Annotated in this window: 26 protein-coding genes; 5 read left to right on the top strand and 21 right to left on the bottom strand. The window is 56.6% G+C overall.

All coding sequences use genetic code 11. From position 1 onward, the window contains the following. Positions 1 to 114 precede the first annotated feature (114 nt). From HX803_RS02050 to HX803_RS02060, 3 genes are all read left to right on the top strand, one after another. Entirely contained in the window at positions 115 to 1,191 is a 1,077-nt protein-coding gene (locus tag HX803_RS02050; protein ID WP_178918711.1) for an RES family NAD+ phosphorylase, read from the top strand. Between the two features lie 383 nt (positions 1,192 to 1,574). Then, entirely contained in the window at positions 1,575 to 3,734 is a 2,160-nt protein-coding gene (locus HX803_RS02055; RefSeq protein ID WP_178918712.1) for an AAA family ATPase, read from the top strand. A gap of 300 nt (positions 3,735 to 4,034) precedes the next feature. Next, complete coding sequence (locus HX803_RS02060; RefSeq protein WP_178918713.1) at positions 4,035 to 4,346, top strand: hypothetical protein; 312 nt, start codon at positions 4,035 to 4,037, stop codon at positions 4,344 to 4,346. A 106-nt stretch (positions 4,347 to 4,452) separates the two neighbouring features. On the opposite strand, the gene HX803_RS02065 is transcribed toward HX803_RS02060, so the two are convergent. Next, entirely contained in the window at positions 4,453 to 4,815 is a 363-nt protein-coding gene (locus HX803_RS02065; RefSeq protein WP_178918714.1) for a response regulator, read from the bottom strand. Positions 4,816 to 4,838: 23 nt separating this feature from the next. Then, a complete protein-coding gene (locus tag HX803_RS02070; RefSeq protein ID WP_178918827.1) occupies positions 4,839 to 6,281 on the bottom strand; it encodes an ATPase domain-containing protein in 1,443 nt (480 codons plus the stop codon). A 247-nt stretch (positions 6,282 to 6,528) separates the two neighbouring features. On the opposite strand from HX803_RS02070, the gene HX803_RS02075 reads away from it, so the two are divergent. Beyond that, positions 6,529 to 7,299 (top strand): polysaccharide lyase family 7 protein, encoded by a 771-nt coding sequence (locus tag HX803_RS02075; RefSeq protein ID WP_178918715.1) that lies wholly within the window; start codon positions 6,529 to 6,531, stop codon positions 7,297 to 7,299. A 67-nt stretch (positions 7,300 to 7,366) separates the two neighbouring features. Next, positions 7,367 to 7,594, top strand: a complete 228-nt coding sequence (locus tag HX803_RS02080) for a hypothetical protein (protein ID WP_178918716.1) — start codon at positions 7,367 to 7,369, stop codon at positions 7,592 to 7,594. Positions 7,595 to 7,772: 178 nt separating this feature from the next. On the opposite strand, the gene HX803_RS02085 is transcribed toward HX803_RS02080, so the two are convergent. The 19 genes from HX803_RS02085 to HX803_RS02175 all read right to left on the bottom strand — a co-directional run bounded on the left by HX803_RS02085 (position 7,773) and on the right by HX803_RS02175 (position 22,267). Next, complete coding sequence (locus tag HX803_RS02085; RefSeq protein ID WP_178918717.1) at positions 7,773 to 8,258, bottom strand: DUF2514 family protein; 486 nt, start codon at positions 8,256 to 8,258, stop codon at positions 7,773 to 7,775. Continuing rightward, positions 8,255 to 8,902 (bottom strand): glycoside hydrolase family 19 protein, encoded by a 648-nt coding sequence (locus tag HX803_RS02090; protein ID WP_178918718.1) that lies wholly within the window; start codon positions 8,900 to 8,902, stop codon positions 8,255 to 8,257. The genes HX803_RS02085 and HX803_RS02090 overlap by 4 nt, the downstream gene beginning before the upstream one ends. A 71-nt stretch (positions 8,903 to 8,973) precedes the next feature. Further along, a complete protein-coding gene (locus HX803_RS02095; protein ID WP_178918719.1) occupies positions 8,974 to 10,017 on the bottom strand; it encodes a phage late control D family protein in 1,044 nt (347 codons plus the stop codon). A gap of 81 nt (positions 10,018 to 10,098) precedes the next feature. Continuing rightward, positions 10,099 to 10,305, bottom strand: a complete 207-nt coding sequence (locus tag HX803_RS02100) for a tail protein X (RefSeq protein ID WP_178918720.1) — start codon at positions 10,303 to 10,305, stop codon at positions 10,099 to 10,101. Next, a complete protein-coding gene (locus HX803_RS02105) occupies positions 10,280 to 11,125 on the bottom strand; it encodes a phage tail protein (protein ID WP_178918721.1) in 846 nt (281 codons plus the stop codon). Before HX803_RS02105 ends, HX803_RS02100 begins: the two co-directional genes overlap by 26 nt. A 12-nt stretch (positions 11,126 to 11,137) precedes the next feature. Next, complete coding sequence (locus HX803_RS02110; protein ID WP_178918722.1) at positions 11,138 to 13,588, bottom strand: phage tail tape measure protein; 2,451 nt, start codon at positions 13,586 to 13,588, stop codon at positions 11,138 to 11,140. Between the two features lie 139 nt (positions 13,589 to 13,727). Continuing rightward, positions 13,728 to 14,033, bottom strand: a complete 306-nt coding sequence (locus tag HX803_RS02115) for a phage tail assembly protein (protein WP_178918723.1) — start codon at positions 14,031 to 14,033, stop codon at positions 13,728 to 13,730. A 12-nt stretch (positions 14,034 to 14,045) separates the two neighbouring features. Beyond that, positions 14,046 to 14,549: a phage major tail tube protein gene (locus HX803_RS02120; RefSeq protein ID WP_178918828.1), complete on the bottom strand. Its 504-nt coding sequence runs from the start codon at positions 14,547 to 14,549 to the stop codon at positions 14,046 to 14,048. Between the two features lie 18 nt (positions 14,550 to 14,567). Continuing rightward, positions 14,568 to 15,731 carry a phage tail sheath family protein gene (locus HX803_RS02125; RefSeq protein WP_178918724.1) on the bottom strand — a complete coding sequence of 388 codons (1,164 nt, stop codon included), beginning with the start codon at positions 15,729 to 15,731 and terminating at the stop codon, positions 14,568 to 14,570. 99 nt (positions 15,732 to 15,830) lie between these two features. After that, the gene (locus tag HX803_RS02130) at positions 15,831 to 16,226 is read right to left on the bottom strand and encodes a tail fiber assembly protein (RefSeq protein ID WP_178918725.1); all 396 of its coding nucleotides are present in this window, start codon (positions 16,224 to 16,226) and stop codon (positions 15,831 to 15,833) included. After that, positions 16,223 to 18,130: a phage tail protein gene (locus HX803_RS32620; protein WP_256732794.1), complete on the bottom strand. Its 1,908-nt coding sequence runs from the start codon at positions 18,128 to 18,130 to the stop codon at positions 16,223 to 16,225. The genes HX803_RS02130 and HX803_RS32620 overlap by 4 nt, the downstream gene beginning before the upstream one ends. Continuing rightward, a complete protein-coding gene (locus HX803_RS02140) occupies positions 18,123 to 18,734 on the bottom strand; it encodes a phage tail protein I (RefSeq protein ID WP_178918726.1) in 612 nt (203 codons plus the stop codon). Before HX803_RS02140 ends, HX803_RS32620 begins: the two co-directional genes overlap by 8 nt. A gap of 1 nt (position 18,735) precedes the next feature. Beyond that, positions 18,736 to 19,617: a baseplate J/gp47 family protein gene (locus tag HX803_RS02145; RefSeq protein WP_178918727.1), complete on the bottom strand. Its 882-nt coding sequence runs from the start codon at positions 19,615 to 19,617 to the stop codon at positions 18,736 to 18,738. Then, the gene (locus HX803_RS02150) at positions 19,614 to 19,940 is read right to left on the bottom strand and encodes a GPW/gp25 family protein (protein WP_176995557.1); all 327 of its coding nucleotides are present in this window, start codon (positions 19,938 to 19,940) and stop codon (positions 19,614 to 19,616) included. Before HX803_RS02150 ends, HX803_RS02145 begins: the two co-directional genes overlap by 4 nt. A gap of 5 nt (positions 19,941 to 19,945) precedes the next feature. Next, positions 19,946 to 20,152, bottom strand: a complete 207-nt coding sequence (locus HX803_RS02155) for a hypothetical protein (RefSeq protein WP_178918728.1) — start codon at positions 20,150 to 20,152, stop codon at positions 19,946 to 19,948. 55 nt (positions 20,153 to 20,207) lie between these two features. Further along, positions 20,208 to 20,801, bottom strand: a complete 594-nt coding sequence (locus HX803_RS02160) for a phage baseplate assembly protein V (protein ID WP_178918729.1) — start codon at positions 20,799 to 20,801, stop codon at positions 20,208 to 20,210. Next, entirely contained in the window at positions 20,798 to 21,301 is a 504-nt protein-coding gene (locus HX803_RS02165; protein ID WP_178918730.1) for a hypothetical protein, read from the bottom strand. Before HX803_RS02165 ends, HX803_RS02160 begins: the two co-directional genes overlap by 4 nt. After that, entirely contained in the window at positions 21,291 to 21,950 is a 660-nt protein-coding gene (locus HX803_RS02170; protein WP_178918731.1) for a hypothetical protein, read from the bottom strand. Before HX803_RS02170 ends, HX803_RS02165 begins: the two co-directional genes overlap by 11 nt. After that, the gene (locus HX803_RS02175; RefSeq protein WP_178918732.1) at positions 21,947 to 22,267 is read right to left on the bottom strand and encodes a hypothetical protein; all 321 of its coding nucleotides are present in this window, start codon (positions 22,265 to 22,267) and stop codon (positions 21,947 to 21,949) included. The genes HX803_RS02170 and HX803_RS02175 overlap by 4 nt, the downstream gene beginning before the upstream one ends.

Below are 22,267 nucleotides of genomic sequence, written 5' to 3' on the forward strand. Positions count from 1 at the left end.
AGAAACCGGCCAACAGCGGACAAAAGCAGCCGGGCTCAAGTGAGCTCAAAACCGGAGCGATCCACTTGGTCTAAAGTTTGAGTTCAACCCCATAAAAATATTCACGGTAGGACTATGGCAGAAGAAACGGCGGAGACGAATCAACCCCTCCTTTGCTCTGATTGCTTCACAGATGAAGGACTGCGGATAGATGCATTCAAGCTCGGCATTGAGGAACACGTGAAATGTCCGAATTGTCATAGCCAAGAAGGGCGAAAGCTGACGAAGGAGCTTATTGAATCTCTTGCATGGCGCTTTTTTGTGGGTGGAACTACCGTCCGTTGCGACTACGGCGCAGCGCCTGTTATTCAGTGCAACGAGCATCATTTTGGGAGGAGCGATATATCGCCCTCGATCTGGCTCAAAGATGACATCAGACTTCTTGAGGAGGCTGCTCAGCTTGGCTTCTTCCACTACGGCCCACGCCTCTGGATGATTGGCGAAGTCGAGCCACTTAAGTGTCTTCAGGATGAATCGAAGCGGTCGCAAATCATCAAGCGCGTGATGAAGGAATACCCAGAAAAGACACTTGAAATGGGGGAGAAGTTTTATCGCCTACGAATCTGCCCACAACGTCCAGCTGATCCGGCAGAGTACGACAGCCCACCGATTGCACTCGCTGGAAAGGGGCGACTCGACTCGCCAGGCTTTCCTATCATGTACGGATCGCAGGACATCGACGTTTGCATCCATGAATGTCGAGCATCGACAGATGACGACATCTACGTTGCTACCCTGGAGCCCAAGCGAAACCTACGGCTCCTGGATCTTACTCATTTACTCGAAGAGGATGTGACAGAGTTCGAAAGCTTGGATATGGCTATCCATATGCTCTTCCTGGCACGTTCTCACTCCTATGAGATTTCCCGAGCAATCGCATTAGCAGCCAAAGAAACGGGTTTTGACGGCATAATTTACCCGTCGTTCTTTAGTTTGATTCGCACTGGTGGCCATCCTTTTGAAGCCACCTATGGTATGTCACTGCGGCGCTATCATCCTGAGCGGGAAAAATACGCAGAAGCATACACAATCCAAAATTTTGCCCTGTTTGGACGTCCACTGGAGAACGACCTGGTAAGCATCAAATGCATTAATCGCTTGATACTCACTCAGGTCGGATATAGAGGACATTTCGGCCCCGTGGAGTACTGACTCAAGTGTAAGAGGTACTCGGATGGTGGTTATTGCTCTTCCTTGAAGGGCATCGGGTCGTCTGCTTCCTCTCACGACGGCCATTAGAGGCCATGCGTTTCGAGCATTTATCGGTCATAGCGAGTGTTCCGCCATGAGGCGATTACCGGCTAACAAGCAATCAGGTGGGAGATCAGCGCAGCATTGACTCGATTCCAGATTGCCGGGGGTGACAGAGCCCAGAGCTCTCGACTGGCCCCTTACAGGGTAACGTCAACGTATCGTTACCCTCGATCAAAATGTGTCATCGTCAATAGCGGCGTGGCGCTTATTAAAAAACGATCTATGCTTCTTTACGTCAACACTAATGGCATATCGCCATTTAGTGTGCAGAGGATATGATCGTGATAACGGAATTAAATATTGAAGGCGTGACCAGTTACAAGCTCAAGTCTTCTGTTGCACCAACAAATAAGACTTGCCTCGTGTACGGATTAAACGGGGCGGGAAAAAGCACCGTATCAGAATATCTATATGCGCCTAATAATGCTGCCTTTAATAAATGTAGTTTTAAGACCAGCCAGCCTTGTGACATTTTAGTTTACAATCAAAGCTTTCTTAATGACTATTTTTTCGAAGAGGATAACCTTAAAGGGATTTTTACTCTCTCGAAAGAAAACAAACAGGCACTACAGCAAATCGAAGCGGAAACTATAGAACTTGAAAAAGCCCAAAGCTTGCAGCAAAAAAATTTCGAGTTAGCTGGGGATATTGCAACTCGTCTAGAACAAGAAAAGTCCAAGGCTAGCGCCAAGACTTGGGAAATTAAAACAAAATACTCAGGCGGCGATCGTGTATTAGAGTTTTGCCTTGATAACTTAAAGCGAACAGAGCCTCTTTTCCAGCACATCACTGGCCTTGTTCGCACTGAGGAGGCCCCGGATTACACAATTGATGATTTGAGAACTGAAGCCTCTTCGATCGAGGGCGAAGGCGCCGTTCAACTGACAGCCATTCCTGAGTTGGCGGCAGAGTGGCTCGACGTCGAGATAGATCCTATATGGTCCAAAATCATAGTAGGCAGCCAAGACGGATCGGTCGCGGAGTTTATCAACAGGCTTGGGAGTTCAGACTGGGTTAAGCAAGGGATCCAATATATTGATATCAAAGCCATCCAGCCTCAGGCTTGCCCGTTCTGCCAAGAAAATACAATCACGCAAAACATTGTAAAATCGATACGAGACGTTTTTGATGAAGCCTATGATCGAGATATAGAGGCGCTTGAACATACTAGGGCTCGATATGAATCCTTTGTTTCGCGCATTAACATACAAGACCTATCGAATCTTCCGTTAGCAAGCAAGGAGCTCGTAAATACTTGGGAGCTTGCATGTGAGGCCCTTAAATCCTCAATTCGTGAAAATGCGCTGATTACTAGTAACAAGCTTAAAAGCCCGAGCACCCCAGTAACTCTTTCGGCCAGTGGCCCAGCCGTAAAATCGATTAATGACGTAATTGCCACTCTGAATGATTTGATTAGAGAGCATAACAACAAACTTTCCAACAAGAAAAAAACAAAAGATGATATAAAATCTCGCTTCTGGAACTTAATGCGCTGGGATTACGATCAAACAATATCCGCCTATACCCAATCAACATCAGAACTTCAGGAAGAAGCTGGCAAGGCGAATAAAGACGGCAAAGATATTCAGCGGACTATCGACAATTCTCATGGCCAGATCGCCAACCTTAGAAAGCAAACGGTGAATATCGAGGAATCAATTCAAAACATAAATAATGGTTTGCTCGAAATAGGAATCGATGGTTTTTCAGTAGTTAAGCATAACGACACTCTTTACAGGATTGCTAGGACCACAGATCAAGCTAACGCATTCCACTCACTCAGTGAGGGTGAAAAAACAGTCATAAGCTTTCTATATTTCATCGAACTATGTAAGGGGCAAAAAACCCCGTCAGCCGTTCCTCTCGCAAAAGTAGTTGTAATTGATGACCCTATCTCAAGCCTCTCACATCTATATGTATTCAATATAGGGCAGCTAATAAAGAAATATTTCATTAATGACGCATACTACAAACAAGTATTCGTACTTACGCATAGCTTGTATTTTTTCTACGAACTCACAAATACCAGCAAGGACAAACGCGCAGAAACGCAGCACCTATATAGAGTTATTAAGAATGCAAACGGCAGCAGTATAGTCCCGATGAAATACGAGGAGATTCAAAATGACTACCAATCGTACTGGTCCATTGTAAAAGATCCTGCTTCGCCACCCGCACTCATTGCGAACTGCATGAGAAACATAATTGAATACTTCTTTAATTTTGTACAGAAGAAAGACTTCAACAATGTATTTCAGATGCCCGCCTTGTCGGCGGATAGATTTGCCACCTTCTACAGATATATGAACAGAGAGTCGCACTCTCTTGGTCAGAATATTTTTGATATTAAAGAGTTTGATCACCAAGCCTTTAGGGATGGACTGAGATTGATTTTTGAAGAGTGCGGGTACTCTGAACACTATAAAGCTATGAACAAATAGCTAGTCTAAGATTATTTACGAGCACGCTCATATGAAATATATGAGCGAAAGCTCGTCAAGACTAAGCAGGGCGAGGAGCGCTTGGGGGCCGAAATTAAAGGGAAACATCCGCTTTTGGCCGATTACGGACTTTGACGATCGATACATAGAACGCCGCTTATGTTCAAAAGGCCCCCACACACCTTCACCAGATGCGGGGCGTTTTTTTATCCTGGTGGCGTCCAGCCCCCTAGACTGGTATGCCGACACTCCCTATTCTGGTTTCAAAGTCCCTTACATACGTTCGCAAAAGGTCGTTCCATGCCTCCCAATACCGCAAACCCCGGCGGTCCTCAGTACGGCTCAGGTCGTCGCGACGACTCCCCCAGCGGTATTACCCTGCCTACAGATTTCTTAAGCGCGGCGTGGGACAGCGAACTGGCCCGTATTGGCCAAGATCTCTCCCTTCTGAAGATTCCCCACCGCGCGGAGCGGGCGCGAGGGTTTGCATGGGGCCTGCGAGCTGCCGACCTGATCAACGAAGACATGCATAAAGCGATGGAAGAGGCGATCACCGCTGGCGAAAAGGCCGCCTACGTGCACCTTAAACAAGGTCAGCAGGAGAGCAAGTGACCGCAAGTTTGCGCACTCGGCTGATCGCTATCGTTGCTTCAAAAAGAAAGAGCAGTGACGAGACACGATGCAGAGGTTACAAACACCGCAGCCACGGACACGCCCGCTATTCGGAGGCTAGAAGTTTTCTAACCTCGGTGATGATCACGTCGATATCGAATGGCTTTGGCAATACAGCATCAAATAAATCTGATCGTTGCATACCGATATGTGCCTGGGCTCCGCTCATCAAAATAATCGGCAAATGATTGGTGGAAGGAAGTGCGCGGACGGCTGTGGCGAATTCTAAGCCGTCCATGACTGGCATCATAAAGTCGGTGATAATCAAGGCTGGTCTTTCTCTTTCCAGCACATCCAGTCCTTTTCGACCATTGCTGGCCGTTACCACCATGAATCCTTCATCCTCCAGCGCGAAGCTGAGAATGTCAGCGATCAAATACTCGTCGTCGACGACCAGGATGGTGGTCATTTTAGTTTAACCCACTCAAAAGCTTAAGAATTTGAACCAGGAGATGACTCAGTGGGGACTGATGGTTCATGTCTTGAAGCCTTTTTCAGTAAAAGATCTTGGGCATGGATGACGACCTCAAAGCGCGAGGGGTCGTAAGCGCTATCACGTACTTTAAGAATCGAAAGCGTCCTGCTTAGTTCAGAGTGATTCTCTGAGAACCGCATTAGCATGAGGTTGTCGACGATGCTTGATAGGTCGGAGTTTGGCGCGCTGACCTCGGAGCCAAATAGATCGCGCATTTCCCAAGAAGCAAATACCGTGACCCCTCGGGATCGCAGTTCGTTCATCAGCGCACTGAAAAAGTCGGTAATCCTGGCGGGATTCGTCGAAACCCGTGTCATACCGCTAAGGCTATCGAGAAACAGGCGTTTGATACCCTTTTCTTCAACGATACTCAGTAATCGTGCGCCCAGACCATCCAGTAGGCCTTCAGTCGTGGGTTGCCAGGCGATGCTTAGGGCACCGCTGTCCTCCATACCTTTGATGTCGATTCCTAGAGATTGGCCCTTGAGTCGTAGCCGTTGTGGGCTTTCGTAGAAGCCAAAATGCAACCCTGGAGCTTCCTTCGTCGACTCGGCCAAAAATTTCAGACCCAGAGTCGTTTTACCAATTCCGGATGGGCCTATCACCAAAGACACGCTGGAACTATAAAGGCCTCCACCCAATATCGCGTCCAGCGAGCCAACACCACTGCCGATACGCGTCATGTCAGCGCTGTCTGGAGCGGACGGATGGCTGTAAAGGCTTTCCAAACGAGGGTAAACCACCAATCCGTTGTCGGTAATCTCACACTCATGTAGGCCTGTCAGTGCGCCACTGCCCCGAGTTTTGCGCAATTGAATACGACGGACCGAGCGGGAGCCAAACAGCTCTTCGCCCATTTCAATTACGCCGTCAACCATGGTGTGTTCAGGGCTACCGTCGTCCAGGCGTGAGCTGGTGAGAAATAGCACGGTGCAACCCGCAAAAGCGGCGTGCCCTTGTAATTCTGAAATGAATTTCTTGGTATCGATGTGCGAATCGGCCTTTGAGCGCGCATTGAGCAAGCCGTCCACCACCATCACTGTGGCTTTTTGGCGGCTTATCTCACGACGAAGCAGCTTCACCACCTCATCCAGGCCTTCGTTTTCTAAAGTATCAAATGCGCTGACAAACTGAATTTCTGCGCCGACTTTTGAGGAATCGAAAAAGCTCAGCGTTGAAAGAAACTGAAAAAGACGGTCATGTGACTCGGCCAGCAGCGTGGCGACCAGCACACGACCTCCATTATTCGCATGATGGAATCCCAGCTGGTTCGCTAGAATCGTTTTACCGGACCCCGGGCGTCCCTGGATGATGTATGAAGCACCTGCGACCAGCCCTCCCTTAAGGAGAGCGTCCAGCCCTTCTATTCCACTTTGGAGGCGTTTGAGCTTTTCCACGATGCGACCCTGATCTGAAAAACAGGCTGTTTAAGCCGGATGAGGCGGAATGCTAACGCCATTTTTGTTCAGGGGCCATTCTCAGCTGATGCATCGCTGGTGAAGACGGCTGTACGCGTCGTTGCTGTTTTCTAAATCGCTCTGCATTTCGTTGAAAGTGAGAAGCCGTTTTTGGCCGAATTTGAAGACCAAAAAATACTTAGAGAACTAGGCAATGCGAAGACTGGATTGGGCTCATTTTAGACAGTGCGTGAAACCGCTGGTGGTTATTGCGGCTCTACCCTTCTGCACCGCTGCCTCGTCACTTGACGTCATTCAGGCACCAGGCGGTAACTTCCCGCAGTTGGCAGAGAATTACGTTCTGCAGGACTTCAATGCACAAGATCAGCCGGAAGAAGTGCCAATCACCCACACCCTGCAGAATCGCTACTTCTATTCAAATTGCTTCGAGCCGGCCAGTTGCTATCGCGATGCACCCGAGGGGGCTGTTGTGTTCCGGGTGCCGTCCGGGTTCGCCAGTACCCCCAACAGCCATTACCCTAGGGTCGAGCTGCGTGCCAAGCGGAGTTTCAAGCTAGGCAATTCCTTAGTTATAACCCAATCCGGCGACGCGTATATCCTGCAGAGCCCGCAGACGCGATCCATAATCTTTGCCCAGATCCATGGTGACAAACCAGGCGGCTCTGAACTATTAAAGCTGCGCTGGGACAACGGGTCCATTGTGGCAGGAACGAAGGAGCATTACGGCGCTCCGGAAAACAAGAGACTACTGCTGACCGACGTCGGGCTCGGTCAAAAGATCAGCTACACAATCGAGGCACAAGGAATAGCCACCAGCATGAGTTTACGGATCAAGGTCTCTGCCGGTGATCGCGTATCAACGCAGACCTTCGAGTTCCCGGCAGCTGGTTGGAGTGATGTGGCGCTTTACTTCAAAGCTGGCAACTACAATCAAAGCTCAAATCCTGATGGTGGCGCCGCGGTTGTGGCTTACAGTGCTATGAAAATCCAATACCAGTGATGGAGCCTTGAGCGAATCACAGGCATGTGCTCATACTCACACGACAATGATCTGATGATGCGAAACCATGTCCCTTACCAAGCCTAATCAAGAGCTACGTCGTGACCTGAAAGCAGCGGCTGCCATTCTCGACGACGCCGCTCAGGATCTCTTCCGCCAAGCTAAGACCTACGCCGAACCAGAGTTTCTTGCGGCGATGGAGAAAATCGGAAGACTGCAAGAATGCGTGGACAAGCTTGATGGGTATGCAGAAGAAGTAAAAAACGGAGCTGTGAGGCGAGACAAGCCAGAGTGATCGATTTCGGATCGCCTAAGGTTGGTGTAGATGTACTTTACGTTGCGAAAGGTTTGCGAACTCCATCGTAAGTTAGCTCATCCCAACCTTGATCCGGCACATACCTCGTCTACGCTTTCAATGTCGAGTAGCCATTTACCCCCCTGATGCTCGACTTCAGCCCGCACACGCGGGTTTTTTATTTGTCCTTCAATCTGATCCCGTCATAACTCCGTTCACACGCCTGCCCTGCTATCTTGGCTCGATCATAAGCAATCGCCAGCTCTCCCGCTCTTTTGTCAGCCCGCTGGAACAAGTCGGAGAGCACCATTGCGGCGCGAGTGGCTGACGCGCCTCGCTGGGCAGCTCCGGTATCACGGCAGGCTGTGGCCGCGAGCTTATTGGCATCTGCGTGCATCCGGTCGCCAGCAGCATCAGCGGCACCAGCATCCACGGCTGCAGCCTTGTTTTGTTCTCGAGCATCGCTTGCTTCCTTATTCACTGCCGCTTGGCGGCGCTGTTCTTCCTGCCGAGCAACATTGCCGGCTTCTGCAATGGCGAGCACCTGGGCCTTTTCAATGCTGGCCAGCCTCTCCCCATAGCGCCAATCCTGCACTTGCCAGGTGCCGGCGGCGGTGATCACCATCGCCAGCAGGATGGAGACCAGAATCTGCCCAGGGCTCATGCAAACACCTTCAGGGCCGTCTGATACAGCGCCATGCGATCAGCCGCACCATTCGGCACCCGGCCCTTGCTGCCGGTGTTGATGAGACTGCCAATGTTCTGGATGTCACCAGCGTCGGCCAGGGTGTTCAGCCCGTTTACAGACCAGTACCAGGAGGCCGACAGCGCTGCGTATTGCGGCTGTTGCAGCAACTCTGGGTGGTTGATCAGGTCGACGCCCAGGGCCTCACCGCAAGCGCGATAGTTGTCCTTGCCGGTGATCTGGATCAGGCCGCGCCCTCGGTAGATATAGCCGTCGCTCGACGCCTCAGGGCCATTACCCATACGACCGCCATAGACAGCATTCCCCATACGCACCGAGCTACCAGCCAGTTCGGCGGCACGCGGCACCAGGGACCGCCAGCGCGAACCGGCGCTAGCAGCGTTGCCCAGGGCGATGATCCGATCGGCTCGGTAGTTAAGGCTCTCGACCAAGCGCGTCAAATGGCCGGACTCATGCCCGATCTGAGCAATGAAGGCCGCGATGCGCTTGGGGGTCACGATTCCGTACTTGCCCATGGCGGCGTTCAGCACAGGAACAAAAACGCCGGCTTGGTTGCCGGCGTTCGGGAGGATCTTGAGCAACTGCTGCAGGGTGATCGACATGTTTTCTCCAGGCAAAAAAAGCCGCCAAATGGCGGCGATTTCCAGTTAAACAGGGGTTTCAGTGAGTCACATCAAAGCTCTAGAACCTTGACCTCCTTGGATTTCTTCGGCTTCTTGCCTTTGGCTTTGGCCTTGCCCTTCTTGCCGCCGTTGCACTCGACGGTGGTGGACCAGCCAGCCTGGGTGAACACCTGCTCTACCGAGTCGACCAGGTACTCCCCATCAATGCCGGCCTTAAAACCCTTGGCGTTAACCGATCGCTCGGCAAACAGATCAGTACGCCCCGGCATTTCCAGGCGAACGCCCGCCGAGGACCGGTTGAACGCCGTCAGCCGAGCCTTGGCAGCCTGCTCCGCTGCGGTCTTGTTGGGGTAGATATGCCGGTCCGTGTGGACCGATGGAAGCCCATCGGGCACATCGGCGTTATCCAGGCTGATGAGCTTCAGCTCACCGGTTTTCTTGTCTTGGTGCTTGGTGGCCACCGCCTTATGCGCGTTGCGGTCACCCAAGCGAAATTGCCACCGGCTGACGTCCTGGCGCGTGATGGTGACGGCGCCAAAGGCCTTGCCGCTCGCACTGGTCCCGCCATCGCGGGTCATGACAATCAGCTTCCCATCCGCCACCTTGGCCGTGCAGTCGTGCTGCTTGGCAATGCGCGTGATGAAGTTAAAGTCGGACTCGCTGAGCTGGTCAGCCCGGGGCACATTGGTTGAGACGTTGCACACGGGCGTCCAGCCGTTGCGGGCAGCGACGTCGGCCACGATCTTGGACAGCGGCACGTTTTCCCAGCTGCCACTGCGCACGGTCTTGCCGGTGCCGCGCATGTCACCGGCCTTGCCGCGCACGACGATGGTGTCAGGCGGGCCGGATATCTCCACCTCATCCACCATGTAACGCCCCAGGCGCACCATGGACGTCTCGGCGTAGCCCATGTAAATCTCAATGCCGGCGCCGCGCTTGTGCAGCGCCACGGCGCTGTCACGGTCATCAATGCGCAGCTCAAAGTCGTCCGACTCCATGCCGGGCTTGTCAGTGGTTTTCAGCAGCAACAGGCGGTCATTGATCAGCACGGTAATGTCTTTACCGTCTGCAACGACGCGAAAGCGAGGGGTCATGGTTCACCCAGCTACCCCGCCAACGCGGGGGAATGTTGGCGGCCGTTACGCGTAACGGAAGGAATGGACAGCCAGGCCTGGCTAATCCCACAGCATCACAATTTCTTCAGTCGGTGCCGGTAGGTCCGGCAAGAAAATCACCACGCCGGCCCGGTACGGCTGGGCCTCATCGGCCAAGCCCTGATTGGCACCGAACACGGCCTCTACGGTGCCGACGAGGTGCCCGTAGTAGTTGTTGCAGATGGTATCCAGTAGATCCCCATCAGACGTTCTGCATGTCGTCGCCATAGCGCACAAACTCCAGGGTAAAACCTTGCTTACGCGGGATGCCGCCAGCCAGCAGCGCGCTTTGCTCTTCGTCAACACTGGTCATGCACCAGGTGCCCAGCACATCGCCGTAGCCGGTTGTCAGCGTCAAGGGCTGCAACTTGGCCCCCAGGCTGCGCAGGGTCTCAAGCTGCTTGAGACCGCCCTTGAAGCTCGGGAAGATGGCGCCTTTAAGCGTCAGCTTCTCCTCGCCCATACCGATAGCCTGTTGCGCCGGCCGACGCGTCAAGCGCTCCTGAGAGGCCCAGCGAAAGGCTGACGAACGCCGCAGCTCATCAAAGGCCGCCGTGTCGAGGTTGAAGAAGTACGGCGGCTGCTTCGGATCGCGCGGCTGCATGATCATCAGATGCGGAAAGGGCTTTACCGCTTCAGGCGCCGGCGTGGCATCTACGGCAAAAGCCCCGGTCGGAACAATGCCCGCCAGGGAGGGGCTGGCCTTGCCGGCAAGGCTATTGATCACCGTTGCGGCCCGGCCGGCCTGCTCCTTCAGAGCCCCCAGGCGCTCATCAATCTGAGACGCCGCCCGGGTTGCCGAACTGTACACCGACACCACCTGGCCAACCTTCGCCTGGGCCGCCGTGACGCCACGCATTACGCGCTGTAGCTTTTCACCCACGGCCGGGCCCACGAAGGGCACACCCTCAAGCTCAGACGCGGCGCCACTCAGCTCACTGATTGCGCCGTCCACTGGCCCAATCACCCCATCCAGGCTGCGGCGGCCGGTTTCGCCCGCCGCAGCCAGGTACTTCACGCTTGATTGCAACTGTTCCATGTAGCCCATAAATCCCCCAGGTCAAAGGTGCGAGTCGTCATAGAGCTTGCGGCTCTCCAGCTGCTGAGTGATTTCGCGTTGCTGCTGTGCGATGTACGGCTGAAGCTCACGGGCGAGCTGCGCCGGATCCTTCACATCACCCTGCACCGTCACCTGAATAGGCGCGCTGATATCGACTTTCTGCTCGATCTTCGGCGCCGGTGGCTTGGCCGGCACGGCCATCAGCGAAACCGCCCCGGGCGTGCTCGATGTCGGTTGCGAGGCCAGTGAGCGCACCACGTCGCCACCCACTGAGCCCGGCGTTTTCACAGCCCCGGGCATCAATAGGGGGCCGGTAGCCTTGGGCGCAAAGGACGCTGCAATCCCGCCCATCACGGGCGGGATGTCCTTGCCGGCATTGGCCATCATCAGCGGGCCAGCATCGGGCATTTTCTTCAGCCCATCATCGCCACCAAAGAATGACTTGCCTAGGTATCCGCCCAGGGCGTCGCCGCCCATGCTGCCCAGGTAAGCGCCCAGCAACCCACCAACCACCGTGCCGATGATCGGAACCACCGAGCCAATCGCCGCACCGGCCGCAGCGCCGGCGAGCGTGCCCGCCAGGCCGCCTGCCGCCTCGCCGTAGCCTTCGGCCTTCTCATCCCGCGTCGTAGCGTTGTCGTAGGTGTCCTTGATCTTGAAACCGGCCTCAACGACCGCCAACGCGGCGATTCCCTTCACCGCCATACCGACCTTGCCACCCTTCCCGCCCTTCCCTCCTTTACCGTCTTTGCGACCGCCATCAACCCCACCATCCAGGCCGCCCAAGCCACCTGCAGGAAGATTGGTCACGATCACTTTTTGCGGGATGTTCGGGTTGCCCATCAGCGAGCCACGGCCGACGTTCAACAGCCCTCGGCCAATCTTCAGCGCGCTCAAGGCAGCGCCCAACGTGACAGCGCCGGCCGCCACGCCAGCAATCACCGCTGTCACCGGCTGGTACTTGTTGGCCAGGTCAGCCAGTGCATAGCCGACCTTGCCTAAGCCATCCGCAACCTTGTCGGTCAGCGGCCGAAGACCATCACCCAGGCTGATCATGGACGCTTCCATGCCCGCCGTAGCTGCCGACCATTTGCGATTGGAGGTCTCCCGGGCCTTGGCCGCGTCGACCTCGATCTTGGTCTTGCCGTCGGTGTCCTTGATCGTGACCATATCGGCCTTGATCTTGTCGCCGTATTTGATTTGCGCGAGCAAACCCGCACTGGCGCTCTGATCGCTGACGATGTTGGCCAGGCCGGCCGCCTCAGTCAGGGCCACCATAGCCTGCTGTTCCTCGGCGCTGCCATCCGCCGCCGCCTTGATCTTGGCCTTGAGGGCGTCGATCTTCTTAGCCTTCGCTGGATCCTGGCGCTTGATCATTTCCTGGCTGAGCATGATGAAGGCGTCGACCGGGTTGGCCGCCTTGCCGCTTTTCGTCGCAGCCAGGATAGAGCCGGCCAGGTCATAGCCTTCCTTGGCAAAGCGCTCTTGGCTGGTGTTGCTGATCACCGCGTTCAACAGGTTGTTCATGTTTGTTGCGGCGGCCGCAGAGTCCTGCGTTTGCGAGTACTGCGACTGCAAACTGGCGCCGAGAAAGCGCACCGCCTCCGGGCCTTCCATGCCCAGGCGCTTGATGTTGCCGAGCATGGATGGCAGATAACGCGCCATGTCCTTGGGGCCAAAGGCGCCGATATCGCCCGCCGCCGCCACCTGGCCCAGCATGCCGGCCATGTCCTCTTTCTTGACCCCGGCCTCCTTGAACGAGTTGATCAAGGTGGCGATGGTTTCGGCTTCCATGCCCTGGCCGTCGATCAAATCGGCAATTTGGCCCGCGTACTCGCTGGCCTCCTGCCACTCAACGCCCTTTTCGATCAGGCCACCGACCGCCTTCGCCAGCAACTGGCGACTCATGCCCTTATCGTCCGCGATGGTCGAAACCATCTGCGCCATCTTGCCTTCGTCTTCAGTGCCGGCCGTGTGCGCCCATAGCGACATCTGGCGCACTTGCGCCTGGTAGTCGCCGGATATCTTGGTGGGGATGGCGACTGCCGCTGTCAGCATTGCAGCCTGGCCGAACGAGTCCTTTAGCCCGTCCTTGCCCTGCTTCATTTGGGTATGGCCAAGCGCTTTCAGCTCTGCCCCACGGGCAACCTGGCCGAGCTTTTGGTACTCGTTACGCAACTTACCGACCTCGACACCCTGCTCTTTCAGAGTCTTGAGGTTGGATTCCAATTTTTTTAGCAGGCCATCTGCTGAAGCAGATCCGCTGTCATGGGCCTTTTTCCACTCATCCCGCAAGCGGATGGTGTCGCCAATGGTGCTTTGCAGTACCCGGGCTTTCGAACCTTGATCACTGAGTTTTTTGATTCGCCCTTCGACGTCCTTGAAGGCAGCGCCAACGGTTGAACTGATCGCGCCACCGATGACTAAGCCCAGCGCTAGATTGTTCGCCATGGGTCACTCCGAAAAGGTCCAGGCGGCTCACTCCTTGAGCCACCAGATCATCGTTGAGAAAGACATGCACTCGATTTCGCCGGCCGAGAAAGACATTTCCCGGGCCAGCCGCTGAGCCAACTTTCTCTGTATTTCCTCGTTAAACCCGGTCCTCGCGCACCAGGCGAAAATAGGCGGCCTGAAGGCGCTTGTAGTCACGCACGCTCAGTTCCCCCAGATCGTTTGGGCCTGCATCCGTCAGGCTGGCGAACAGGATCATTTCGCTTTGTTCTTCATCATCCGGCGCGGCCTTGGTCGCGTGGCGAACCTCGCGCACGGTTGGGGAGCGCATGGTCAGCTGATCAGTTTCGATCTGGTTGACCTTGACGGTTTTGGACAGCTTGATGACTGCCGAGTCCGCGCTAACGGTCAGCCATTCAGGGGGTTTTTCGGTGTTTTGAGCCATGGGTTGCTTTCCTTACAGGCCGAGGTCGCGGCGAACGCCAGCGAGTTGGTCTACGCCATTGATGACGCGGACCGCGTTAACAGGATCGATTTCAAACATGCGCACGCCACCGACTTCCAGCTTGTAGTAGCTGACGCTGACGGCGTACTTGAATTCAGCGTCGCCGCCCGGCTTCCACTCGCCCGGGTCCAGCTCAGAGAGCATGCCGCGAATGGTTGCGACCACCGCCGTGGTGGCGCCCTTCTGGCCCTTGAACGAGCCCCGGAATACACCGTTGAACGCGGTCTGATCGGCCAGGCCAAAGAACTTCATCGCTGCCGCGCGGACGCCCTTGGTGCTGAAAGACGCCTCCAGCTTTTCCATGCCCTGATCCATATCAATGGGGGCATCCATACCGCCGCCCTGGTACTCGCCGGTTTTGATTTTCATCTTGGGCAAGCTCAAGGTCGGCACGTCGCCGGCAAAGCTCATGCCGTCGATAAACATGTTCATCATGAACAACGTTTGGGGAATCATGGACATCGCGAAGCCTCCTTAGGCCTTGGAATCAATCACTTCTGTGAGCCACTGATTGGTGACTTCAACGAGGAACGTAGGGTTTTCAGCCGGTGGCACGTCGGTGAAACGAATGCGCCAAGTGACCTTGCCCTGCTCCAACTGACTGACCGTGTTCAGCTCATCGTCGGGGAACACTTCGAAGTTGATCACCGCGCCCTGTTTCTTCAGGTCGCGCATGAAATTCTCCAGGCCCTCGGTCACGTCGCTGACATAGGTCTTGGTGATCGAGCGGTCGACCGCCCACTTGTGCCCGTACAGGATCGCGTCCATGACGATATCTTGAGTGCGCACACGCGTAACAAAGGCCCACTTCGGATCCATAGAGCAGGTACGGTTGCCCCACAGGCGGTAGCCGTCGTCACGAATGATCGTGGTGATGTTCGCGTTGTTGAGCACGTTGGCCCGGCACGTCGCGTCGCCGTCGAGGAATTCGATAGGCCGCGTGGTGCCAGTGATGCCGACAAACTCCTTGTTCGACGGCGAGGCCCAGAATCCGTATTCGTTATCGGTCCAGGCGAACAGGCCAGCCACCCAGGCCGACGCCGGCGCGTCGACGGTCTCGCTCAGAGCCGTGTCCCAGGTCTGCACACCCGGATCAACCAGAAACACACGCTTGCTGCCGAAGTTTTTGGCGTAGGCAATGACCGCCTCGTCGGTAGTGTTTGGACCGTCGACGATGGCCAGGCCGCGCAGCTTGCCGGCGAGTGCATCCATCGACGTGGCGACCGCCTGCGTTGCGCTATGCCCTGGGGCAATCAGCAAACGGGGCTGAGCATTGAAGCGGCTCTTACCGTCCAACAGCGCCTGTAGGCCGGTACGCTGGCCGTCGGCCAGTTCGCCGCCGATGATGGCCGAGGTCTGCAAAGCAGGGGTGGCCAGCTTCTCAACGCCGCACGCCACGATCACCGCCTTGGCGCGCATGTAAATCGCCTTGATGGATTTGGTGATCGCCGCGTCTTCGCCCCAGGCCGCCACCGCTTCGCTTTCGCGGGTGATCAGCAGCACCTGGTTAGGCTTGGCCGTTGCCTTCGGCCCCGGGGTGAAGGTGTCGCAGAGACCGATAATCGAGGACGACGGCAGCGAGATGATGCGCGCGCCGGTGTCCACGTTGGTGACGGTCACACCGTGAAAGAAACTCATAGGGCAATCTCCAGAAACGAAAAAGCCCCGCATAAGCGAGGCCGTGGGGTGTTCGTGTTACGCGTAACGGAAAAGAAAACGCCCCGTCAGTGCGGGGCGTTATTCGGTCGGTGTGTCAACCGGTGCCTCTGCTGGCACCGAGGGCGGCATTTCATCCGGCGACAAAGGCCACTGAATTTCAGCCGGAAAGCCCTCTTGCTGCTCGATGCGGTTCAGATCAATTCGGTAGCCCTTCCACAGCATCAGTTGGGCCACCTCATCATCCGTGGCACGACCGACGTCCACGGCATCTTGCAGCGGCCCCATACGAGCCGTAGCAACCGCTAAAAGACCGTCACGCTTCTTTGCCGCGTCTGCTGCAACTTCTTCAACTGTAGGCGGGCGTGGCACTGGTGCCGGCGGCACTTCGACGGAATACCATTCATCAGTTCCAACGTCGCCAGGGCCATCTACTGAATACCAACCCTCCCCGTCGTTGCGCACCGCAAAACTCATAACGCATCCCTCCAGCCGATCAAGTTAAGCAAGTTGCCAGTACCCTGTGATACCCAGGCAATACTGGTGCCTCTGAGCATAATGTCGACCACCATGGATGTCTGAAATACGCCAGAACCAGCCGGACCAGAACCGTAGGAATAGTCACTTACCAGGGCATAAGCCAATGATGGAAACACGCCAACCGCATTGCCGGCCGCAGCATTAGCATATGCAAGGCACTTGATATGAGTGGCGGTTGGCGGCACGTAATTGGATACAGAAACAGCCACCGCCGTACCGCCAGTGCTTCCACTAGCAAGCGCTGGCAATGTGGCAATGTTAGTTGCTGGTGCCTTATCAACTTCAACTAAACAATCCGTCTGAATGAACTTCCAGAATGCCTTACTCGCATCCGTCCGCACCCAACCTACGCGAGCCTTGTCGACAAACCCAGCTGGCATTGTCGGTGACGTTGTGCTCAGCGAAAGCAGTCCCGCTTTTTCAGACTCGTTGAAGATTACCCAGACGCTGTACCACATCGAAGGCTGCAAGGCGTTTACATCAAGGCCATTTGCACCCACAACTAGCCCGTTGACACTCAAACTGACAGCACTCAGCGAGCGAACGCGCTCACCTGTCCCAACGATAAGTTGATCGGCCGAAACACTCACCACCGCATTGAGACCAGAGGCCGAAAGCTTCAGGTTTTTGCGACCACCAAGAACAGCAAGGTTCTTGCGTTTATCGAGCTCCAAAGCCAGCGCAGAAACATCAATATTCCCCTGATTGATCGGAGCGTTCCAGGCCTTGATACACCACATCACGGCCAAGTTTCTGCCGCGCGTTTCATTTGCTGTGCGGGCCACTCTTGAAGCATCGAAGGTGTAAGACGCGTAAGGGACAGCAGCACCATCTGCACTAGGGCTCACAGCGATAGAAACACCATTAATAGCGCCAGTGCTATTGATGCTAGTGAGGTTATTGCCGCGCGGCATATCCCCCCAACTGCCGGTGATGTTTTGCAATGCGTCGAGCTGAGAGCTACCGATAGCACGCCCAAGGTCAACACCTCGCCCGTGGTCCCAGCCCCGCAGGAACTCGCCGCGCGACTCAGGCAAGCGGAAGTTACCGGCGCCCTCGTCGCCCTTATTGAACGCTCCACCCAGGAACGCGGCCAGGTCTGGATAAAACGCAGCGTTTTGGACACTACCATCCAGTTCCAAAAAACCCGGGGGCAGCTTGTTCACAGGAAACGCGATCACCGAGCCCACTGGCAGCGCCGAGGCCTGGGCGATCATCGCCGTGATTTGGTCCTTGGTGTACGTGTCGGTAATGCCATACCCCGCCAGCGTGGTCGGATTAGATCCAGACACGAAAACGCCCCGGTCATTGACCGTGACTTTGGTGTAAGTCCCTGCGGGCTTGTTCGCCGGCAGAAGCCCACCAACCGCCTCATCGACGTACTGACGCGTGGCCAGCACCACCGACGGGTCAATCTTCAGCTGAATGTTCGAGGTGCCACTGGTGATGATGTGCATGCGCACCACCTGATTGCGCCCCGATCCCTGGGCCAGCACCGGCTTGTAACTCGGCGGCGCGTTGGCCACCGCAGAAAACACACCGTCCTTGTCTTCAAGGGCCAGCTCACGCACCCACCAGCCGCCCACGTCAGGCGGCAACACTACTTCAGCAATCAGCACATTGGCGTCAGTGGGTGACACCCGCAGCTGATTGATTTGGGCGCGGTGAACCTGATTGACCAGCTTGGTTTGCGAAGGGTTGGGCACCGGATCGGTGCCGTTCGCATCACCGATCAACATGTAACGCGGCTCCCACGGAATACCCAGGGCATCGCAGTTGGTCTTCTTGGCGGCCCCCTGCGTGGTGATCATGCCGCCGAAAATAGAGTTTTTATCAACCATGTGAGTACACATCCAGTTCGTCGAGGGTGTATTCGCCAACGCCCGTGCGTCCCTGGATCACCACGTCGATATCGGGGTTGGCCCAGGGGTAAACGTCAATCTCATCACCGTCATAAACAGAGAAGCCGGCATAGGCGTCCAAGCGCGTTTCTAGCGTTATGTCGAGGCCGGTCAGGTGCCGGCTCACGGGCTTTGCGTCGTCAATCAGGCGCTCGAGCTCACCGAACATTTCTTCGGTGATACCGGTGTCGAGTACGCCAACCCGCAAGGCGAACGTCGCGGGCGGGCCTTCGGGCACCGTTTGCCACCACTCGATCACCTCCAGCAGGTAGCCAAGCGGCTCGACCACGCGGCGCAGCGCGCCGATGGTTCCCTTGCGTGAGTGGATATAGAACGACGCCCGCACAGCGTTGCGCTTGGCCGCCACGGTCCAACGATCGTCCCAGCGATCGACAGACCAGGCCCACGCAAGGTGGGGCAGCAAATGAACCGGGCACGTCATGGGGTTGTAGAGCGAGCGCAGCGGGATCACGGTTTGATCCGTACTCGCCGCCTCAATGGCACGCTCCAGCTGTGTGCTATTGATCGGGAGTAGGCTTTTCATATCACTCCCCCAGCTTGACGCTGTAACCCGTGCAGAACGCCGCCTGCGCCTCTGTAGGGGCCAGATCCTGCCAGCCGATCAACTCGACCCGCGAAACCGCTGGTACGTGGAGCTGCGCGTCTACAGCAGAGCGCGCCACCTCAACGCCCAGGCGTTTGCGTGGATTGATCCAGGCCGCCAGGCGCCTTTCAGCTTCGGCCAGCGCTACAGCGCTTTCTGGACCCGGGCCCTTCATGTACAGCACTGCATCAATCCGATACGGCAGCACCTGGGCGCTTTGCACCATCACCCGGTCGCCCAGCGGCCGGACGTCTTCATCGTTGACGGCCTTTGCAACCACGGCCAGCAAATCGGGGCCGACTGACCCGTCTCCTTCCAGCCCCAGCACCGTTACCGTAACGCGTGCCGGCGCGGGGCTTTCAGCGGACGCATCCGCCACCAGGGCAGAGGCGTTGCGAGCATGAAGCTTGTAGCTGTTGCGGGGGCCCGCGGTCGTCAGGCCCTCAAAGGCCATCTGGATACGCTCGCGGTAAGCGTCGTCACTTTCGGTGATCTTTTCCACCGGTGGAACCGCGCGCAGATCCTCGGCCTGGATTACCAGGCGCGGAGTGTTGACGTTCGCCCCAAGCTGATCGAGGTCACCCCGGATCGCATGGGCCAACATCAGCGCCTTGGCCGCATCATTCACCCGGGCACGATCACCAATGCGCGCATAGGCGCCGGCTTCCAGCAACTTGACCACCGGATCACTTTCAAGCGGCGCGCTCCAGTTGTCGCCCATGAACTCACGGAACACGCCGAGCGACTCCGTGTAGACCTCTTCAAAGTCCAGGGGCTCAAGCACGTCCGGCGCCGGCAACTCCGACAGGTCAACGATACTCATACACTTACCTCTAGAAATACGCTGTCGCCCAGGTAGCTACCGGTGACTTGAATCTTGATCAACCCGCCCAGGACAGAGACAGCCTGCAAGCGCTCCAACTTCAAGCTCGGCTCCCAGCGCCCTAACGCCCTGCTCGCCTCCGCCTGAACAGCCCCCTTCCAACCCTCGTTAACCGGCAGGTCCACGTACCGGCGCAGTTTGCTACCGTACTCAGGGCGCTGCCGGCGACTGCCTAGCGGGGTGCTCAGAATGTCCTCAATGCTCTGTCGAAGACGCGCGAGGCCCGAAATGGGCTGGCCGGTGTGGCGGTCCATTCCGATCATCTAGATCACTCCTGCGACGGTTCGAATTCCTCATGGGCCTTGAGGTACTCCAGCGCCTCGGCGTCCGTTGCCTGTACCGTTACCTGCGCCTTGAAAACCGCCAGAGCGCGGCCGCTGTCGGGCAGAATCAGGGTGCGCGAGGTGTAGAGCTTGTCGCGAAACGTTGGGCTAGGCACATCGCCGGCAACGGGTGTTTCAGAAGTCTTGGCCATGGTTTCCCCCGGGCACAAAAAAGCCCGCACGCGGCGGGCCTGTGAAATTGAACGGCTAGTGTGTGTGGTTCGCGCTGTTGCCGCCTGCGTCGATGATCTTGCCGGCACTGGTGATGTCTTTCACCGCGTGCAAGGCGCCCTGGACCGCTACGTTTTTCGTAACGGATAGCGAGCCTTCAATGGCCACGTCTGCAATCAACTTGACGTTGGCCGTCTTGACCGTCACCGCGTTATCCGTAACGACGGCCTCAGTCGTACCTACCTTGATGGTGACCGTACCGGAGGGCAAAGTGATGGTGTAGCTCTTGGCCTTCCAGTCGTAGACCAGCGAGCCCCCATCATCAAAGCGCCATACCTCGACGTGATCGCGGTTATCCGGTGGAGCACCGGCACCGCCATACAGCCCCGGGACAAACGTGCCCATACCAGCCTGGCCGCTGGGGTTGAACAAAATCCCCTGCTCGCCCAGGCTCGGCGCGCGCCAGTGGCGGGCCTTGCCGGCGGCCTGGCTGTGCCAGCGCACCCAGGCGCTGACCCAATCGCCCGACTTGACCCGCACGGCCGGGGCCATCAAATCCACCCCGACCACCACGCACGGCATGATCATCGCCGCGATCATGCGATCATGTTCGCCCTGGGCCCAGCTCATGGCGCACCCTCCCGGTAGGCGTCTAGGTTGAGCTTGAGCATGCTCGGTTTTTCTTCGGGGAACGGCCAAACCTCAACCCCCAGATAGACCTGGTGAGTCCACTCAACGACCCAGACGACATAGCCATCCAGTTCAGGCTTGGTCCAATCCTGGGTGGCGCGCTCAAATTGCGCGGCGTTGACGTCAAGTCCCCAACTTTGCTGTCGGAGCAGCACCGCCAACTGCGACACCAGGTGCACGGCCTGTTCGTGATGATTGGCCTTGATTGGGTCAACAATCACCCGGGCCTCAAACTTACAGATCAAGCTGGATTCACCGATGCCGGTATCGACGCCCGGCTCAAACTCGGCCATTTCGAGAAACACAGAAGGCAACGGGATGCCTTGGTTTTCCGGAATATCCGGCCAAAACACTACCGCCTGAACGCCCGACAAATGCTCCGTCAGGTGTTGCTCGATAGCCTGGTACAGCTGGCTCAGGCTGAACGGCTCATCGGACATTGGCGCTCCCCTTCAGATACTTCTGCAGTTCGTAGTTCAGCTCTTGCTCGAGGACCACCAGCAACTGCTCATCAGCGCGCTTGATCCAGGCATCGAAGTGCGGACGGGCCTGCTCCAGCGATACCTTGGCTTTGGCCAAGGGAAAGCGATTGTCGCTTTCCTCGACGAAACCACTGCGTCTCCTCCCCTGAGTCGCCTCCGGGTAGTCATCGCTGTTGAAGTGCTTGCTGGCCGTACGGATCCAGATATCAGCGCTGCTACCGTAGACCTTCTTGTAAAAAGCCCCCTGGTAGCGTCGCCCCGCCACCGAAACACCTCTGCCGGACTGACGCGCCCGACCGATCCGGCTGGCCTCGATGGCGTTGAGACCAAACCACAGCTTGCCGCGCATTGCACCGCCACTGGTTGGGTAGGCCCGCAAACGCTGCCGGACCGCACCAATAGCGATGCGCTCTTGCTTACCCACTGCCCGGGCAATGTGGGTACGCAGCCAGCCGAGGGTTTTGTTGATCGCTCGCCGCTGTGCAGCGGCTGCGGCCTTTGGCACCAGCCGACCGAAGTCCTGAAAGCGCTTCAGGTCTGCCAGCGACGGTTGGATGTTGATCAACCCGCCGTCGCGTTTGTGCTGTGCGTAGCTGCCAACACTCATGGACGCTTCCTCAAGATCAGGGCCACCAGGCCATCACCACCGGGCTCCAGCTGCAGCAGGTCGTATTCCCCGCCGCCGTCCAGAACAGGCAGATCGACGGTGACGCGCAGGCCTTTGCTCAGTCCATCCGAATCACGCACGCGAATTTCAAAGCGTGGTTCGCGGATAGCGGTTTGGGTTTTGCCAAACTTCGGCGCCATCCATGGCGCCATGAACATACCCAGCACCGGCTCGGCGCGGCCTTCGATCTGGGCGGAATCGCCCAGGGTTTCGAACACCACGTCGTCGATGTCGTCGATCAGATCGCGGAAGGCCAC

Origin of the sequence: Pseudomonas sp. P7548 (genome assembly GCF_013386585.1) — a bacterium.
Taxonomy (GTDB): Bacteria; Pseudomonadota; Gammaproteobacteria; order Pseudomonadales; family Pseudomonadaceae; genus Aquipseudomonas.